General features: G+C 67.7%; 14 protein-coding genes. 8 read left to right on the forward strand and 6 right to left on the reverse strand.

Translation table 11 applies throughout. The annotated features are described in order from the left end of the window. Positions 1 to 56 precede the first annotated feature (56 nt). The 4 genes from ABD260_RS12905 to ABD260_RS12920 all read left to right on the forward strand — a co-directional run bounded on the left by ABD260_RS12905 (position 57) and on the right by ABD260_RS12920 (position 4,988). Complete coding sequence (locus ABD260_RS12905; protein ID WP_344233690.1) at positions 57 to 782, forward strand: DUF4328 domain-containing protein; 726 nt, start codon at positions 57 to 59, stop codon at positions 780 to 782. A 208-nt stretch (positions 783 to 990) separates the two neighbouring features. After that, positions 991 to 3,000 carry a DUF4328 domain-containing protein gene (locus ABD260_RS12910; RefSeq protein WP_344233691.1) on the forward strand — a complete coding sequence of 670 codons (2,010 nt, stop codon included), beginning with the start codon at positions 991 to 993 and terminating at the stop codon, positions 2,998 to 3,000. A 12-nt stretch (positions 3,001 to 3,012) separates the two neighbouring features. Next, positions 3,013 to 3,795 (forward strand): sugar phosphate isomerase/epimerase family protein, encoded by a 783-nt coding sequence (locus ABD260_RS12915; protein ID WP_344233692.1) that lies wholly within the window; start codon positions 3,013 to 3,015, stop codon positions 3,793 to 3,795. A 59-nt stretch (positions 3,796 to 3,854) separates the two neighbouring features. Next, positions 3,855 to 4,988: an FAD-dependent oxidoreductase gene (locus tag ABD260_RS12920; protein ID WP_344233693.1), complete on the forward strand. Its 1,134-nt coding sequence runs from the start codon at positions 3,855 to 3,857 to the stop codon at positions 4,986 to 4,988. Here the strand turns inward: ABD260_RS12920 and ABD260_RS12925 are convergent. After that, positions 4,985 to 5,980 (reverse strand): LacI family DNA-binding transcriptional regulator, encoded by a 996-nt coding sequence (locus ABD260_RS12925; protein WP_344233694.1) that lies wholly within the window; start codon positions 5,978 to 5,980, stop codon positions 4,985 to 4,987. The genes ABD260_RS12920 and ABD260_RS12925 overlap by 4 nt on opposite strands. 229 nt (positions 5,981 to 6,209) lie before the next feature. Between ABD260_RS12925 and arfA the strand changes: the two genes are divergently transcribed. The 3 genes from arfA (at position 6,210) to ABD260_RS12945 (ending at position 11,841) form a co-directional block, all read left to right on the forward strand. Next, the gene (gene arfA, locus ABD260_RS12930) at positions 6,210 to 7,697 is read left to right on the forward strand and encodes an arabinosylfuranosidase ArfA (protein ID WP_344233695.1); all 1,488 of its coding nucleotides are present in this window, start codon (positions 6,210 to 6,212) and stop codon (positions 7,695 to 7,697) included. 2,304 nt (positions 7,698 to 10,001) lie between these two features. Further along, positions 10,002 to 10,892, forward strand: a complete 891-nt coding sequence (locus ABD260_RS12940) for a glycoside hydrolase family 43 protein (RefSeq protein ID WP_344233697.1) — start codon at positions 10,002 to 10,004, stop codon at positions 10,890 to 10,892. 61 nt (positions 10,893 to 10,953) lie between these two features. Beyond that, positions 10,954 to 11,841, forward strand: a complete 888-nt coding sequence (locus ABD260_RS12945) for a hypothetical protein (RefSeq protein WP_344233698.1) — start codon at positions 10,954 to 10,956, stop codon at positions 11,839 to 11,841. Here the strand turns inward: ABD260_RS12945 and pdxR are convergent. Further along, positions 11,828 to 13,195, reverse strand: a complete 1,368-nt coding sequence (gene pdxR / locus ABD260_RS12950; protein ID WP_344233699.1) for a MocR-like pyridoxine biosynthesis transcription factor PdxR — start codon at positions 13,193 to 13,195, stop codon at positions 11,828 to 11,830. The two genes, ABD260_RS12945 and pdxR, sit on opposite strands and share 14 nt — an antisense overlap. A 69-nt stretch (positions 13,196 to 13,264) precedes the next feature. On the opposite strand from pdxR, the gene ABD260_RS12955 reads away from it, so the two are divergent. Beyond that, entirely contained in the window at positions 13,265 to 13,945 is a 681-nt protein-coding gene (locus tag ABD260_RS12955) for a pyridoxamine 5'-phosphate oxidase family protein (RefSeq protein ID WP_344233700.1), read from the forward strand. A 6-nt stretch (positions 13,946 to 13,951) separates the two neighbouring features. Here the strand turns inward: ABD260_RS12955 and ABD260_RS12960 are convergent, their stop codons facing one another. From ABD260_RS12960 to ABD260_RS12975, 4 genes are all read right to left on the reverse strand, one after another. Next, a complete protein-coding gene (locus ABD260_RS12960) occupies positions 13,952 to 14,767 on the reverse strand; it encodes an ABC transporter permease (RefSeq protein ID WP_344233701.1) in 816 nt (271 codons plus the stop codon). Further along, positions 14,764 to 15,711 carry an ATP-binding cassette domain-containing protein gene (locus ABD260_RS12965; RefSeq protein WP_344233702.1) on the reverse strand — a complete coding sequence of 316 codons (948 nt, stop codon included), beginning with the start codon at positions 15,709 to 15,711 and terminating at the stop codon, positions 14,764 to 14,766. Before ABD260_RS12965 ends, ABD260_RS12960 begins: the two co-directional genes overlap by 4 nt. Positions 15,712 to 15,863: 152 nt before the next feature. Beyond that, positions 15,864 to 16,388, reverse strand: coding sequence for an EXLDI protein (locus tag ABD260_RS12970; protein WP_344233703.1), 525 nt, complete (start codon positions 16,386 to 16,388; stop codon positions 15,864 to 15,866). Positions 16,389 to 16,756: 368 nt separating this feature from the next. Then, positions 16,757 to 17,023: a cell division protein CrgA gene (locus tag ABD260_RS12975; protein ID WP_184838736.1), complete on the reverse strand. Its 267-nt coding sequence runs from the start codon at positions 17,021 to 17,023 to the stop codon at positions 16,757 to 16,759. Between the last annotated feature and the right edge of the window lie 90 nt (positions 17,024 to 17,113).

Here is a 17,113-nt window from a genome sequence, read left to right on the forward strand (position 1 = left end):
CTGGTACTGACGGCATGTCCTCGCCTGGTCACGCCCAGTTGTGCTAAACGTGATCCATGCCGAGCCGGGCCCCGCAGGTACCGCTGGACCGCTGGTTCAGCTCCGAGCGGGCGATGGGCCTCGGCGCGTCGATCCTGATCGGACTGGTCACGGTCACCACCTGGGCCACCGCATGGTCCGACGGCTACTCGTACCACACGCTGAAGACGTACGGCGACGATCCGGGCCGGCTGGACCGGGCGGATCTGATCTCCGGCCTGCTCGGCATCATCTCCGCGCTCGCACTGCTCTCGGCCGCGGTGGTGTTCATCGTCTGGCTCTGGCGGGTGCGCTGGAACGCGGAGATGTTCTGCCGGGGCGAGCACCGGCACACCCGCGGCTGGGTGATCGGTTGCTGGCTCGTCCCGGTGGTGAACCTCTGGTACCCCAAGCAGGTCGTCGACGATCTGGTCGCGGCCAGCGATCCGCGCACCGATCCGCACACACCGGCCCTCAAGGACATCCCGGGTACGCGGCTGGTCTGGGCCTGGTGGCTGACCTGGGTGGCCGGCCTGGTGACCGGAAACATTGTCCAAAGAGGCGTCCTCGCCGGCGCGTCGCAGCTCGGTGACCTGCGCACGAACGTCATACTGTCCTCCGTCTCGGCGCTGTTCACCACCGGCGCGGCCGTGCTCGCGGTGATCCTGATCCAGCGTGTCGACGAGCTGCAGACCCAGCGTCCCTGGGTGCCGTGGTGGGCGGTCGGGGCACCGCACAACGGCCTCCAACCTCCTGCGCGGTAAACCAAACCGTCACGCGCCGTCCAGTTCTTCGTTACCTCTGGTGATGGGCGTACGAAAAGAACACGTTAAGTCGGCACCCTCCGTACTGGGGCCGGCTGCCCTGGCATACCTACTTCGTGGTATCAATGTGGCTCGGTCACGCGGGGGCAGGACCAGATCGAGACGCCGAACAGACGACGGAGTTCCAGCAACGCGAGGGACGCGACACGTGAGCCACCCGCAGGCATTGATGACTGCTGCCCCCGAGGAAGCCGAAGATTGGCAGCCGCACGCGGCTGAGGAGTTCCAGCAGGTCGGGACGGTCGGGAAGATCGCCATCGGACTACTGGGTGCGTCGACAGTCACGCACCTGCTGTCCACCTGGTCCGACTGGAACACGTACTCGGTGGTGCACCGCTATCTCGGCGGGTTGCCGAACGTCGAGAACGCCGACCTGAACCGGGCCGACGCGATCGCCAAGGTGACCGCGATCCCGAACGTGATCGTGTCGGTCGCCGCCGCGGTCGTCTTCGTCATCTGGCTGTGGCGGGTCCGGGTCAACTCCGAGGTCTTCTGCCAGGCCGACCATCGCCGTGGTCACGGCTGGGTGCTCGCCAGCTGGTTCGTCCCCGGACCGAACCTCTGGTACCCCAAACAGATTGTCGACGACATCTGGCTCGCCAGCGATCCCAAGACTCCCGTGTACAGCGATGACCTGCGCCGGTTCAGGCCGCCGCCCCTCACTTCCGTGTGGTGGGCAGCCTGGATCGGCGCTCTTGCGTTCGACGTGGTGGTCCGCCGGTTCCTGATGTGGATGGAGCCGACCGTCGGGTCGCTGCGCGGGATCGCGCTCGCGGGTCTGGCGTCGCTGCTGCTGACCGTGGTGTCCGCGGTCGCGGCGACGCTGGTGATCCGCAAGATCAACCACATGCAGACCAGCCGCGCGTGGGTGCCGTGGTGGGACCAGGCGCCGAAGCTGAGCGCGGTCCCGTCGTACGAGGTGACCCAGGTGCCGTCGTACGCGAACGACGACACCGACGAGCAGCCGGCCATCTCCGAGCCGATCGCGCCGTCGCTGGGTCTGGTCCGGGAGCCGCAGCTCCAGCTGGCCGGTGGCCCGCAGCAGCAGGCGCCGTCGGACAACCCGTTCGCCCCGCAAGCACCCGCGCCCTCGCCGTACGCTCCGGCCGCGCAGACCTCAGCGCCGTACGCTCCGTCCGCGCCGCAGGCTCCGGCCGCGTTCGCCGGGGACCCGGAGCCGGACGAGACGGCGAAGTGGAGCCCGTTCGCTCCGGTCGTGGACAGCTGGCGCGACGACGCCGCCGGTCCGGCGACCGAGCAGTTCAGCCCGATCCAGTCCTGGCAGGACGAGACGCCGGAGACCACGTACGAGGCGCCCCGGTCGAGCTGGGACGACTACCGTGGCACCGGCACCCAGGACCCCCTCGGCAGCACCGGCAGCTGGCTGGACGAGGCCGCGCCAATGACCGTCGTGCAGCCCGACCCCTACGCGTACCAGCCGCAGCCCGAGCCGGAGCCGAAGCAGCCGGCCGAGGAGCACTGGGCGGCGCGCTACTCCGAGCCCTACTCCTACGAGTCGGACTACCTCACCTCGACTGCCTCCCCCGTGGAGGCGCCACAGACCGCGCCCGAGCCTGAGCCCGCACCAGTTGCGCGTGCCGGTCGCCGGGCCGCTCGGGTCGCGGTCGACAGCCCGTCGGCGGTCCAGCCGACTGTGCCCAACCACTCCACCGGCTCGCACTCGGTCTACTCGCCTGACTCGGACCACACGGTCTACGGCCAGTCCGAGCACACGCAGCCGTCGTCGCACGTGTCTGCCTCGTCCGGGTACTACGAGCCCGCGCCGGCGCAGAGCCACGAGGGCCACGAACGCCACCAGGAGCACGACGACTTCCTGACTCCGTCGAAGCCGCTCCCGCCGGTTCCGTCGTACGGTCCGGAGCCGACGTCCTACTCCAACGACTACGGCTACAGCTCATCCACGGACTACGCAGCGTCGAACCAGCCGGACCAGTCGTACAACTCGGAGTACACGAGCTACACGTCGGAGTACAACTACGACAGCTACAGCTCGAAGTACTCGACCGAGTCGTACAACGGGCAGTACGAGCCGGAGCAGCCGGACCAGACGTCGTACCAGGCGCCGTACGAGCAGGAGCCGACCGACCCCGAGCAGCAGGCCCCGCGGACCCGGCCGCGCCGTGGCCGCTGGGTCTGATCAGATAGCTGTATGCGTTTAGGATTCGCCACCCTCGGTTGTCCCGGAGCTCCACTCGACGACGTAGTGGAGCTTGCCCAGAGCAACAACTTCACCGGTCTGGAGCTGCGCGCGGCGCCAGAAGAGTTCACCCATGTCGGCCTGACCGCGGCGGAGCGCCGGACGCTCCGGACCCGGATCGAGGACGCCGGCCTGGAAATCTTCGCGATCAGCAGCTACGTCCGGCTGTGCGCGGTCGAAGAGCAGCCGTTGGAGGCACACCTCGAGCTCGCCGCCGATCTCGGTGCCCGCGGCGTCCGGGTGTTCCCCGGTGACGATCCCGGGACGAGTACGGCGGACGCGCCGAGTGCCGGGGAGATCCGCGCGCTGGACCGGGTGACGTCGGTAGCGAAGGACGTGCCGATCCTGCTCGAAACGCACGACTCGCACTCCACCGCCCGCCAAGTGGCCGCATTCTGCGCCGTCCTGGACACCGATGCACTGGGCCACTCGGTGAAGGCGCTCTGGGACAGCTCGCATACCTGGTCCCACGGCGAGACTCTGGCCGAGTCGTACGCTTTGCTCCGCCCATGGCTGGAGGTCGTCCAGTTCAAGCAGGCCGACTCGCGGCAGGACTACCGCCCGGTCGCGCTCGACGCCGGGGACTTCCCGATCCGCGAGCTGGTCCACGTGCTCGACGGGACCGACTACCCGCTCTCGCTGGAGTGGGAGCTCAAGTGGCACCCGCACCTCCCGTCGCTGGCCGAAACCTTGCCGGCAGTTCACAACTGGCTCGCAACCGGCTCGACCAAGTAGCAACCAAGTAGCAACACCGCCTCGCGCTCGTACGATGAAGGCTCGAGGAGGTGACTCCGGTGACTGCAGCTGTCGTGGTGGTAGGGGCCGGTCCGGTCGGTCTCGCGGTGGCGGTCGGGTTGCGACTGCACGGGCACGAGATCGTGGTGGTCGATCGGCAGGCCGAGGGTGCGAACGCGTCGCGGGCCTGCGTGATCCATCCGCGGACGCCGGAGGTGCTGGAGCGGCTCGGCGTCACCAAGCGGCTGATCGAGCTCGGACTGGAACTGCAGGACTTCGCGGTCCGGGACGGTGACCGGAAGCTGATCCCGGTCAGCTTCGCGGACCTGCCGACGGACTATCCGTTCGTGACGATGATTCCGCAGCCGCTCACCGAGCAGGTGCTGCTCGAGCGGTTGCAGGAGCTTGGTGGTGCGGTGCGCCGTCCGTACGCCGCGACCGCTCTGAACCAGACCGCTGACGGCGTGGAGGTCACGCTCGACAGCGGTGAGGTCGTTCAGGCGCAGTACGTGGTGGCGGCCGATGGGATGAACAGTACGATCCGCGAGCTGGCCGGGCTCCGGATGCCGGGGAGTACGTTGCAGCTGTCGTGCAGCCTGGTCGATGTACGAGTGGATGGCGGGCTACCGACCGACGAGGTCGCGCTGTACTTCGCCGCCGCCGGGATGCTCGTGGTCGCGCCGCTGCCGGACGGGACCTTCCGGCTGGTGGCCGAGGTGCAGGACGCCCCTGAACATCCGGACGTCGCGTACGCGCAGCGGTTGCTCACCGATCGTGGGCCGCGGAAGGCGGACCCGAAGATTACCGAGGTGGTGTGGGGTTCGCGGTTCCGCATCCACGAGCGAGTCGCGGACACCTACCGGTCCGGCCGGGTGCTGCTGGCCGGGGACGCGGCGCACACGCACAGCCCGGCGGGTGGTCAGGGGATGAACCTCGGCTTGCGAGACGCGGTCAGCCTCGCGGACGCGTTGTCCGCCACTCTCGCCGGCGATGAGTCCCGGCTAGATGTGTACGCGGCGAGCAGTCGGGCGGAGGCGGTTCGGGTGATCGAGCTGTCTCACCGGCTCACGATGCTGGCCAACGCCCCGAAGCCGGTTCGCCCGGTACGCAACGCCGTACTCACCTTGGTCGGCCGGGTGAACAAGACCCAGAACGGCCTGGCCAAGCGGCTGGCCGGCTTCCCGGACCGTTAGCCGGCGGTCGACTCGCGGATCTCCAGGGTGTACGGGACGGTGAGGTCGCGGTGGGTGTCGTCGTTGCCGGCGATGCGATCCAGGAGGAGGGCGACCGCGTTGTCGGCGAGCCACTCCTTGTCCGGGGAGATCGTGGTCAACGTCGGCGAGTGATAGCGCCCGTCCTCGATGTCGTCGAAGCCGACGACCGCGACATCATCCGGTACGCGCAGGCCGGCGTCGGCGAGCGTACGGAGCGCGCCCAGCGCGAGCAGATCGTTGAAGCAGAAGACCGCATCCGGCGGTTCGGGAAGGGCGAGCAGCTCACGCATCGACGCGGCGCCGTCGGGGCGGTGGTATCCCGTACCCGCCAGCTCGAGCGCGGGGTCGTGGGGCAGTCCGGCGTCCTTGAGCGCCTTCCGGTAGCCCTTCCGCCGGACCGCGCCGGTACTGGTCCCGCCGACGCCGATCGCCGCGATCCGGTGCCGGCCGAGCGAGACGAGATGCGTGGTCGCGTCGTACGACGCCTGGACCGAATCGACCGCGACCCGGTCGAACTGCCCACCGGCCGGGCGTTCGCCGAGCAGGACCAGCGGCTTTCCGGTGTCGGCCGAGGTCAATTTCGCCGGGGCGGTGGCGAGCGGGGAGAAGATGATGCCGTCGATCAACTGCCCGCGCATCCCGTCCAGTACGAGCTGCTCGGCCGCCGGTTCGCCCTCGGTCTGGTCGATCAGCACCGTGATGCCACGGCGCTTCGCGGCCCGGGAGATCTCCGCGCCGAGCTCAGCGAAGTACGGCGAACCCATCTCCGGGAGGGCCAGTGCGATGAAGTCGGAGCGGCCCTTGCGCAGCGAGCGGGCGCTGACGTTCGGCCGGTAGCCGAGCGCGGCGATCGCGGCCTCGACCTTCTCCCGGGTCCGCGCGGTGATGTGCGGGTAGTCGTTGATCACGTTCGACACGGTCTTCACCGACACCCCGGCCCGCGCGGCCACATCACTCAGCCTGGTCGCCATCCGGACCCTCCTCTCCGCTTCCGTTCGCCCGAGTCTGCCACCCCCACCCCCCACCCCGCCCTCCGCACAACCCTCCCCCTGAGGGGTCAGCCCCGCACCCGCAGGGTTGCCCCCTGAAAATCCGAGGGGGCAACCCTCCATCCGAAGGGCCAAGCCGAGACCTTTACAGCGGAGGTCAATCGTTGTAGAAATCCACGTTAAACGTTGTAGAGGTGTCTGGGGAGGTCCCGTGGCGCGGCTCGTGGTGAATCCGGGGTTTGTGGTCGGCGAGCTCGACCGCAGGCTGTTCGGCTCGTTCGTCGAGCACATGGGGCGATGCGTGTACACCGGCATCTACGAGCCGGAGCATCCGAGCGCCGACCAGGACGGGTTCCGGCAGGACGTCCTCGAACTGGTCCGCGAGCTCGGCGTCACCGCGGTCCGCTACCCCGGCGGCAACTTCGTCTCGAACTATCACTGGGAGGACGGCGTCGGCCCGAAGGAGCAGCGGCCGCGGCGGCTGGACCTGGCCTGGCGAGCGATCGAGCCGAACCAGTTCGGCACCGACGAGTTCGTCGCCTGGTCGCGGAAGGCGGAGATCGAGCCGATCTGGGCGGTCAACCTCGGCACCGGTGGCATCCGGGATGCGGTCAACCTGCTCCAGTACTGCAACCTCCCGCCCGGCACTGCCCTGTCCGACCGACGGGTCGCGAACGGGAGCCCGGAACCGCACGACATCCGGATCTGGTGCCTGGGCAACGAGATGGACGGCCCCTGGCAGATCGGCCACAAGACCGCGGAGGAGTACGCGCGCCTGGCCGAGGAGACCGCGAACGCGATGCGCCGTGTCGAACCCGGCCTCGAACTGGTCGTGTGCGGGTCGAGCAACGCGAGCATGCCGACCTTCGGCGAATGGGAGCGCGTCGTCCTGGAGCGTACGTACGACCTGGTCGACCACATCAGCCTGCACGCGTACTACGAGCCGCATGACGGCGATCAGGCGAGCTTCTTGGCGGCGTCCGAGGAAATGGACCGGATGATCTCCTCGATCGTCGCGACCGCCGATCACGTGAAAGCGCTCAAACGCAACGACAAGCAGTTGACGCTGTCCTTCGACGAATGGAACGTCTGGTACCAGAAGAACTTCCCCGGCGAACTCGGTCTTGGCCTCCGCGAAGTCGGTCCACTGATCGAAGACACGTACACGGTCGACGACGCGGTGGTGGTCGGCAGCCTGCTGATCACGCTGCTCCGGCACGCCGATCGGGTGAAGATTGCTTGCCTTGCGCAACTGGTGAACGTGATCGGCCCGATCCGTACGGAGCCAGGTGGCCGCGCTTGGCGGCAGTCGATCTTCCACCCGTTCGCGCTGACCGCCCGGTTCGCGGGGCCGACTGTATTGCAGACCGCGGTCAGCGGCGGCCCGGAGATCGATACCGCCGCCTTCGGCCGGGTCCCCGCGCTCTGGAGCACCGCGACGTACGACGAGCGCACCGGTGAGCTGGCGATCTTCGTGGTGAACCGGAGTGAGAACGACAAGATCGACCTGGAGATTCCGGTGGCCGGAAACGTGATCCGGCACCTGGCCTTGTACGACGAGGACCGTTCGGCCGTGAACACGGCGGACGACCCGGACCGGGTCCAGCCCCGGGCCGTCGACGGCACCGAGGTCGTCGACGGGGTTTGCCGTGCCACCTTGCCACCGGCTTCGTGGCACTTGATCCAACTCAGCACCTGATCCAACTGAGCACCTGATCCAGCACAGCACCTGATCCAGCTCGGCAGTTGATCCAGTTCAGCAGTTGATTCGAGAGGGGACACCCGCCCGTGCCTTCGAAACGACTACTCGCCGCCGCCCTGACACTTGTCGCGGTCGCCGCCGGTACGACGGCCGCCCAGGCCGCGCCTGATCCGGTGGTCAAGACCACCAACCCGATCACGTCCAGCTTCGCCGACACGTTCGCCGATCCGTCCATCATCCAGGGCCGGGACGGCTACTGGTACGCGTACGCCACCTCCGATCCACTCGTGGCGAACGGCCCGTTCGGCCTGATGCACCTGGCCCGGACCAAGGACTTCAGCTCCTGGGAGTACTTGGGCACGGTCTTCAACGACCAGACCAAGCCGAAGTGGGCCGCGCCGGGCTCGTTCTTCTGGGCGCCGGACATCCGCTACTTCGACGGCAAGTACGTCATGTACTTCACCGTGACCGACACGCTCGCGAACCCCGGCGGCGATCCGGCGATCGGCGTCGCGACCGCGCCGACTCCGGCCGGTCCATGGACTGCTACGGACGGGCCGGTCGTCACGCCGAAGCCCGACGGCAACGGTGGCTACTACGGCACCATCGACCCGGCGATGCTGACCGCCGCCGACGGCAAGCGATACCTGTACTACGGCGGTTTCTACGGCGGCATCTCCGTCACCGAGCTCTCCCCCGACGGCATGCACGCGGTCGGTACGCCGACCCAGGTCACCATCGGCGACCGCTATGAAGGCTCGTACGTCGTGTACCGCGACGGCTGGTACTACTTCATGGGCTCGTCGATGAACTGCTGCGCCGGGCCGACCACCGGGTACTCGGTGTTCGCCGGCCGATCCCGCTCGCCGAAGGGACCGTTCTTGGATGCCGACGGCGCCGCGCTGACCGACTCGCGGGTCGGCGGCACGACGGTGATCACCCAGAACGGGAACAAGTGGATCGGGCCCGGGCACCACGCGTTCATGACGGACGCGGCCGGGCAGGACCACATCATCTATCACGCGATCGACCGCGGTACGCCGTGGCTGACCGATCCGTTCGGGATCAACCGGCGGCCGATGCTGATCGACAAGATCGACTGGATCGACGGCTGGCCGCGAACCCGCGCCGGTCTCGGGCCGTCCGAAGGGCCGGTGCCTGCGCCGGTGACGGGGTCGGCGCTCGGTATCGACTCGACCGATCCGGCTGGTGGGCTGGTCGGGGCGACGCGGCTGCCAGGTGATGCGGTGGGCGGCGCGTCGGCGAAGATCGCGGGTGCGGCTCAGACGCGTCAGGCAGCGCCGGGTGGTTCGCTGCGGGTGGAGGCCGATGTCCGGCTCGGTGGCTCGTTCACAACGGTTCTGGGTAATCAGGTTGTGGCTCGGGTCGCGGGCAATCAGCTGACGCTGGTGGCCGGTCGGCGTACGACGTCGGTGAAGCTGCCGGCGGATTTCGACCGTACGCAGTGGAACAAGCTGTCCGTCCAGGTGACCGAATCGTCCGTGACGGCGCGGCTGAACGATGCGGGGCTCGGCGATGTGTACGCGGAGGCTCAGCTCCCCGGTCTGCGGCTGGCTGCTGCACCGGTGCGGTGGGTTGGGTCGGCGGAGGTGGACAACCTGACCGTACGGTCCGTGGCGAAGCCGGTGACGAAGCCGGCCGACGTACCGCGGACCGGGAAGGTGCTGGCCGGCGACGACTTCGACGGCTCACTCGGCTCGGGCTGGTCGTGGGTACGCAAGGACGACAAGGCAGTTGTTGCCGATGGCAAGTTGTCGTGGCCGTTGGAGAATGCTGATCTGGTCGGTACGGGGAACAACGCCGGCTTGTTGCTGCATGATGCACCGGCTGGGGACAAGTGGATCGCGGAGACGAAACTGCATCTCGATACCGGGCAGGGGGACGTACGCAACTATCAGCAGGCGGGCATGATCGCGTACCTGAGCGACAACGACTTCGCGCGGTTGGGGAACGTGTCGATCTGGAAGACGCGGCAGACCGAGTACGGGCGTGAGCTGGTCGCGCGACCGTCCGATGGCGCGACCTCGTACGGCGCTGCCGCGATTGGGCGATCGGCTCAAGTCGGATCGTAGCCATGTCGTTCTGTGAGCCAAGGAGTTGGTCTTGTGAGTTGTCTTCCTAAGACCGCTTGGCCTCCGACTTGACGTGGGGTGCGGCCTGGGTGCTGCCTGCCGCGGCCCGGATCGGTCTTTACGCCCACGGTGAGTTCACCGGCGCGAACCCGCCGCCGGTCGCCACCTTCGACTACCTGAAGTTCTACGAGAGCAAGTAGAGGAACCCATGGGATTCTCCAACCCGGTCTACGACGGCAGCTTCGCGGACCCGCAGATCATTGCGGTAGGCAACAAGTACTACGCGTTCGCGACGAACGGCCCGCTGGGCAACGTACAGACGCTGCAATCGGCGGACCTGGTCACGTGGCAGCCGGTCGGCGACGCGCTGCCGTCGGTGCCGGGTTGGACTTCCCCCGGCCGGGTGTGGGCGCCGGAGGTCGCCGCGCACGCACCCGACCGGTACGTCATGTACTACACGTCCCGCGACGATGCCGCCGGCCGGCAAGCAGTCGGCGTCGCGGTGGCCGCCACGCCTGAAGGTCCATATGTCGACAAATCAACTCGGCCATTCATCAGCCAGGTCGACGAGGGTGGGTCGATCGACGCGTCGCCGTTCCAGGACTCGACCGGGCGGCGCTGGCTGTACTGGAAGAACGACGGCAACGCGATCGGTGCCGACACCTGGATCTACGTGTCCGAGCTGTCCGCGGACGGGCTCGCGCTGGTCGGTCCGGTGCAGCGGATGATCAAGCAGGACCTGCCGTGGGAGGGCGCGCTGGTCGAGGCGCCGTACATGGTGGAGCGGGCCGGCAAGTTCCATCTGTTCTACTCAGGCAATGCCTACGACCAGGCGGCGTACGCGGTTGGCCATGCGCTGTGTGAGTCGCCGACCGGTCCATGCACGAAGTCCGGCGACCCGGTCCTGACCAGCTCGCCCGACGCCGCGGGGCCGGGGCACAACATGGTGCTGGGCGACTGGTTCGTCTACCACGCGTGGAATCCGGAATCCGTGGGCGTCGATCCGAAGGGCCGTACGATGTGGCTCTCGCGGTTGTCCTGGGACGGTGACACCCCGGTCGTCCAACCGCCGCTGCGGGACAATCCGTTGGTACCGTAACCTTCGCCGCCGCTCCGGCATCAAGGTCTGTAGACACACAGATACCAATGGGGGCGAGAACATGAAGCGACGCAGGGTTGTGTACGGAGCGGTGGGCGCGGCATTGCTGGCAGCCGGCGTGGTGCCGGCCGCTCAGGCGAGTGAAAGCGGGGCACAGGCGGCCTGCAGCATGCTCGTAGGGTCGGTGACCCCGGCCGGTACGCAGACGACCGCGCAGGTGACCGCCGGTAAGCCGCCGACGATGTCCAAGCCGACGTCCGAGCCAGGCGTGTTTCCGGCCGGCGCGGTTCGGTTGAGTTCGACCTTCGAGAGCGAACCGAACATCGCGGGCAACGACTCCTCCGGGTACGTGGTCGAGGGCGACGCGCTGTACTACCGGATGTACAACTTCAACGCCGGCACCAACCTCACCCAGCGGATCGGTGGCGGCTGGTCCAAGTTCACCGCGCTCGAACTCGCGCACTACCAGCAGGGCAAGGCTGCCCACTGGATGGCGTACGGCCTGCGCAGCGACGGAACGCTCCTGCGCTGGACCGTCGGAAAGACCTGGAAGGCCTCCGGCTCAGCCACCGGTTTCGGTTCGATCAAGGCGATGGCCCTGATCAGCAAGACCGCCAAGTACGACACGTTCCTGGCGAACACCCGCAGCGGCGCGCTGTACACGATCCGCATCCCGATCACCGCACCGATGAAGCCGATCGTCACCAAGGTCCGCACCCGCACCTGGCAAGGCTTCGAATCCCTGGTCGCCGAAAAGTGCGGCAACTACGGCACCGTCCTCCTCGGCATCGACAAGGAGACCCAAACCGCCAACCTCTACGCCGTAGGCCACGCCAACGGCCTGTCCACCGTCATCAACAGCCTGGGCAAAGTCAAAGCCACCTACCCAGACCCAGTCCACTTCCGCTGGGGCCCCGTCTACTTCGAAGACACCCTCAACGGCGACTGAGGACGTTGGTGAGGATTGTCAGGGCGTGGTGGAGGTCGGGGGTTGTGGGGGTGGCGTAGCCGATGACCAGGCCTGGGGGGCCGGGGGTGGTGCGGCGGTATTCGGAGAGGGGGGCGATTACTACGCCGGCGGCGCGGGCCTGGGCGGCCAGAGCTTGGTCGTCGGTGTGGTTGGGGAGTAGGAGGGTGATGTGTAAGCCTGCGTCCTGGCCGATGATTTCGCCGTAGGGCGCGAGCACTGCGCAGGTATGGGTGCGGCGGTCGGCGTACAGGCGGCGGCCTCGGCGGACGATCTGGTCGAGGTAGCCGTCGCGGAGCATCGCCAGCAGGGCGGCCTGCATCGGCCAGGCGGGCCAGTCGCCGGCGTCGGCGCGGAACGCGGTGAGGCGGTCGATCATCGGCTCCGACGCCACCATCCAGCCGAGCCGGAGCGCGGGGCTGAGCATCTTGGACAGGGTGCCCAGGTGTACGACCCGGTCGAGGTCCAGTTGGGCGAGCGCGGGCAGCGGCGCGACGTCGTACCGGAACTCGCTGTCGTAGTCGTCCTCGATCAGCAACGCTCCGGTCCGGCGCGCCCAGCGGACCAGCTCATTGCGCCGCGCCACAGGCAGCCGAAAGCCCAGTGGGTACTGATGTGACGGCGTGACGTAGACAGCTTCGACATCATCAGTCAGCGCGTCGACCCGCAGACCGTCCTCGTCCACCGGCACATCGACGATCTCCAGCCGGTGATCCTGAGCTGCGATGACCGCGTTCAAATAGCCTGGGTCCTCGATCGCGATCCGGTCGCCCGGTTGGCTCGTCGCGGTCAGCAGCAGGCGGAGGCCGTGCACGGTCCCACTGGTGACGAGTACGTTCTCCGGACCGCAGGCGATCCCCCGTACCCGGCCGACATGCTCCGCAAGGGCGGTCCGCAGCGCGGGCAGGCCGGCCGCATCGTCGTACCCGCGCGGTGGTGCCTGCGTGGACACCTCGCGCCAGGCGCGCCGCCAGCCAGGGTCCGGAGTCGGAGCGATGTACGGAATGCCCGGCCGCAGCGTCAGCAACCGCTTGTCCGGGTCCTCAGGATGGGGCGTACGGCGTCGTACAGCCGGCTGCAACGGCACCACGTCCGTGACGAAAGTGCCCGCGCCCGTACGCCCCTCGATCCACCCTTCGGCGTGCAACTGGTCGTACGCGGCCTGGGTGACCGCCCGCGACACGGACAGCTGCCGCGCGAGATCACGAGTGGACGGGAGCCGATGACCGGCCTGCAACCGGCCGTCCAGTACGGCAGCCCGGAACTGCTCCGCGAGCTGGAGGTGCAGCGGGAGCGCGATCGTACGGTCGATGGTGAGCGGAAGTGAGGTCTCCACGAATGGACTACCTGATTCGTACGGGAATGGACCGTGCCAGCATGCCACTCCCACCCTGAACCTGGTTGTATGACCACCACTCCGCTGCAGCCGACCGCCCGTACGTCGCTCCGTCGTTCCAAGGAACGCGCCGCCACCGACCGCCAGGCGCTGTACGACGTACTGCTCGAGGGCATGTTCTGCCAGCTGGGCGTTGTGGTCGACGGCCATCCCCTCGTCCTGCCGACCGCGTACGGCATCGACCTGGACCACAGCGCCGACGGGATCATGTACCTGCACGGCTCGGTGGCCGCCCGCAGCGTGGTCGCGGCACCGGATCAGACGGTCTGCGTCACCGTCACGCACACCGACGGCCTGGTACTGGCCCGATCCGCCTTCCACCATTCGGTGAACTACCGGTCCGCGGTGATCTTCGGCGTACCGCGCCTCGTGATCGGCCCGGAGGAGAAGCTCCATGGCCTGAACCGGATCGTCGATCACCTGGTACCAGGCCGGTCCACCGCCGTACGCCCGCCGAACCGCAAGGAGCTGGCCAAGACTTCCGTACTCGCCCTGTCGCTGACGGAGGCGTCGGTGAAGACACGCTCCGGGCCCGCCAACGACGAGGAAGAGGACCTCGACCTGCCCTACTGGACTGGTGTGATCCCACTTCGCTCGGTCGCCGGCGAGCCCGAGAACAACCCTGACTGCGACCTGCTCGTGCCGGGCCACGTCCGCGCCCGCGCGAACCGCCTCGGCGCACCGTCCTGAGCCGGCTTAAGCCACGGTCCCCTTGTTGTAGTTCTTCTGCGCCCAGAAGTAGCCGACAACCGCGATCGCCAGGCACCAGGCGAGCGAGAGCCAGCCGTCACCGCTGTCCATCGGCGTCCCCAGCAGCAGGTGCCGCAGGGTGTTGATGACCGGAGTGAACGGCTGGTACTCGGCGAACCACCGGATACCGCTCGGCATCGACTGCAACGGGATGAAGGTGTTGCTGAGGAACGGCAGCAGCAGGCTGATCGGCAGCACGATGTTGCTCGCGCTCTCCGGCGTCTTGCTGGTCAGCCCCAACGCGATCGCGAACCAGGTCAGCGCGACCGTCACCGCGATCAGCAGCCCGGCCGCGAGCAGCCAGTCCCCGCCCGACGCGTTCGGCCGGAAGCCGATCAGGATCGCGAAACCGACGACCAGCCCGAGGCTGACGATGGTCAGCAGCACATTGCCGAGGACGTGCCCGGCGAGCACCGCCGGCCGGAAGATCGCCATCGTCCGGAACCGGGCCACGATCCCCTCGGTCATGTCCATGCAGACCGCGACCGCCGGCGACATCGTTCCGGCAGCGATCGACATCAGCAGGATGCCCGGGGTGAGGAAGTCGATGTACGCGCCGCGCCCGCCGCCTCCGCCGAGCCCGGCCGCGAACGTGTCGCCGAAGACCAGACCGAACAACAGGATCATGATCACCGGCGTCCCGAGGGCGCCGAGCGACAGGCCGGGGTAACGCTGTGCGTGCCGCAGGTTCCGGCGCAACATGGTGCCGATGTCGGCCAGCGGACGGCTGACCGGGGCGGACTGAAGTGTCGCAGTGCTCATTTCGTCGTCACCTTCTCCTGCTGAGTGGGCTGCCCGGTGACGGCGAAGAACACGTCATCCAGGTCGGGGGTGTGTACGGTCAGCTCGTCCACCTCGAGCGAGGCGTCGTCGATCCGGGCCAGCAGTGCGCGGAGCGCGTGCACGCTGCCGTCGTTCGGGACCTGCAGGACAAGCGATTCCTGGTTCGGTACGCCGGTCGGCAGCACCTGTCCGGCCAGCGCGAACTCCTCCGGCGAGGTGAACCGCAACCGGATGTGCCCGCCGGGCGCGAGCCGCTTCAGTTCCTCGGCCGTACCTTGCGCGACCAGGCGGCCGTGGTCGAGTACGGCGATCCGATCGGCGAGCTGGTCGGCTTCGTCCAGGTACTGCGTGGTGAGCAGGACCGTGACTCCACCGGCGACCAGCTCCCGGATCAGCATCCACATGCTGTGCCGGCTACGCGGGTCGAGACCGGTGGTCGGCTCGTCCAGGAAGATGATCCGCGGCCGGCCGACCAGCGTCATCGCCAGGTCGAGCCGGCGCTTCATACCGCCGGAGTACGTCATCGCCAGCTTCTTGCCGGCCTCGGCCAGGTCGAACTGCTCCAGCAGCTCGTCGGCCCGCTGCCGGGCCTGCCGCTTGCCGAGGTGGTACAGGTCGGCCATCAGGATCAGGTTCTCGCGGCCGGTCATCAGGCCGTCGACCGCGGAGAACTGACCGGTGACGCCGATCGCGGCCCGGACCGCCTCCGGCTGCTTGCGCAGGTCGTGACCGGCGACCCGGATCTCGCCGGCGTCGGCGGTGTTCAGCGTGGCCAGGATCTGCACGACCGTGGTCTTGCCCGCGCCGTTCGGGCCGAGCAGGGAAAAGATGGTGCCTTCGGCAACGTTCAGGTCGATGCCGTCGAGGACGAGTTTCTCGCCGTAGGACTTGCGTAGTCCGGTGACGTCGATCGCTGCTGACATGACGGGTCCTTGGGTGTTTTCGGGCAGGGGGAACCTGCCCCGGTGGCTGATGGGGTGATCAGGAGGAGGTTTCGGGCGTGTTCGCCCACCCGGCCGGCTCGGTGGCTACGGTCGGTGGTGATGCCGTGAGTTCAGTTGAGGTGCGAGTTCAGTCAGATGTCGAGGTCTTCGACCGCCGGCTGGTTGGCGGCCTCCTCGACCAGTGCGTAGAGGTCTTCAGGGATCAGCTCGCGGAGTTCGTCGACGGTCTCCACGACCTGCAGGGTGGCTTCGCCCTGCGCCATGCTCCAGGACTGGTCCGAGCTCCAGTTCCCGATCCAGGACCGCCAGCCGGTCAGGTACCGCTCGTCGTCGGCGTTGACGGTGAACTGGTTCCGCCGGTCCGCGTGCAGGACGAACTTCCCGGTCCGGCTGCGGTACACCTTGAAGGCTTCGTACCCGGTGTTGTTGGACCGGCCGCCCTCGGCCAGCAGCACGCCCGAGAACCGCTGCTTCCGGCCGGTGCCCCGGCCGACCCGGACGGTGATCTCGTCGTACCCCTCGAGCCGCCCTTCTTCCAGCTCGACGTACTTCCGCAGGGCGATCGAGATCGCCGAGGACAGATTGCCCGCGAGCTCCTGCGCCTTCTTGTACAGCGGCAGATCGTCATCGGACACATAAATCGTCTTGTTCGGCATCGGTGTCTCCTCCTCCGTAGAACTATACGCACAGCTCTCCGCATATGTCTACGTAGAGCTGTACGTAGATGTGGAAGCGCCGCCGGACGGCTGGTGAACGGTGTGGAAACCGGTCGGCTCAAACCTGAGTTATCCACAGATTTGAGGCAGTTTCGGGGGATTTGTGTGGAGAAGTAAGCGCCAGGCTGGGGATAAGTTCCCGGAATCGGTGTGCACACCTGGGGATACGGGTGTGGATAACTCGGCGAGTGCGGAGTCCGATTAAGGCAAGGCTGGCCTTAGATGAAAGCGCTCAGAGCTGAGCAAACCCCTGGACATGGTCACAGGGGTTTGGGTGCGGAGGGTTCGGCTGTGGGGTCAGCGGGGGGTCAGACCCACTGGGTGGAGACGACGAAGCCGACCGCGATCAGGCCCATGCCGATCAGCAGGTTCCAGTTGCCCAGGTCGTTCATCACCGGGATGTCCTGGCCGGCGACGTAGAAGACGACCAGCCAGGCCAGGCCGAGCAGCCAGCAGGCCAGCATCAGCGGCGCCACCCACACCCGGGACTGGGTGCGCGGCTTCTTCGGCGTCTTCTCGGCCTTGACCTTGACCTTCTCGGCCTTCTTCGTTTTGCGACTGCTCGACTCGGGCACGACTGGACTCCTTGTAAGGACGCATAAGCTACCGCTGCGGACCGTACCGGGTCCGCGGTCCCGGGTTAGCGTAGTGCAGAGTGCAATGTG

The organism is Kribbella hippodromi (genome assembly GCF_039531045.1).
In the GTDB taxonomy this organism is placed as follows: domain Bacteria; phylum Actinomycetota; class Actinomycetes; order Propionibacteriales; family Kribbellaceae; genus Kribbella; species Kribbella hippodromi.